General features: G+C 67.2%; 1 pseudogene. It reads left to right on the top strand.

Annotated elements, in window-relative coordinates:
* A pseudogene (locus AC3ET4_RS30865) lies at positions 1-763 on the top strand (hypothetical protein); the annotation flags it as partial.
* Positions 764-919 lie beyond the last annotated feature (156 nt).

Genomic DNA, 919 nt, shown 5'->3' with positions numbered 1-919 from the left:
CGCACCCCAACCGGTCATCTCCCGGCCCAGCCACACGAATCCGGAACTTGATCAAGCCCTGAGCAACATCCGCGCCCTGGGACTCGGATACACCGTCGGTGTCGCTGCCACACACCAGGTCACGGACGGGACCGCGCGCAAGCGGGAAGCACGCAAGATGATCAACAAGGTGCGGCCGGAGCAGTGGACGCGGCGGGCGACCAGCCACGGCACCAAGGGCACCCGCGAGTACGTCTGGGCCTGGCTCGACATCCGCCCCGACGACACTCCCGACAGGCACGAGGACGACACCAGCGTGCTGGTGGCCCGCCGCCACCGCTACACCGGCGAGGTCTCCTACTTCCGCTGCTGGACCCCTGGGGACATCGCCCTCGGCACGCTCGTGGAGGTGATCTGTCGCCGTTGGAAGATCGAGGAGACCTTCCAACTCGCCAAGGGCTTCACCAGCCTCGACCAGGGCCAGGTGACCTGCTGGAACTCCTGGATGCGCTGGTCGCTGTTCTCCCTGATCGCCGCCGCCGTGCTCGCCCTGGCCCTCGACGCCACCGCACGCGCAGTCTCCGCCGGAACCGCCCGCCTCGTCCCGCTGACCTGCCCGGAACTCGTACGCCTCGTGCGCGCACTCGTCCTGCCGCCACCGGTCCGCGACCGTGACCACGTCCTGCACTGGACCGCCTGGCGGCGCCACCATCAACCTCATGAATTCAGCTGTGACGGTCACCTGACGCACCAACAGGAGAAGGGTGCCTCCCACCTGCAATGATCTGATTGCTGAGATCAAAACCGTCGCAGAGAAGAGGCACCCAACGGGTGAAGAGTACCGGCTGGGATCACCGGCTTGCCGTGATCGCCGCCGACCTCGACGCATGGACCCGGGTCCTCCTCCTGCACGAGGAACCCGAACTCGCCGCCGCAGAGT

Source organism: Actinacidiphila sp. bgisy167 (assembly GCF_057707665.1).
Note: the sequence above shows the minus strand (reverse complement) of the source record. Positions and strands in the feature narration are given on the sequence as shown.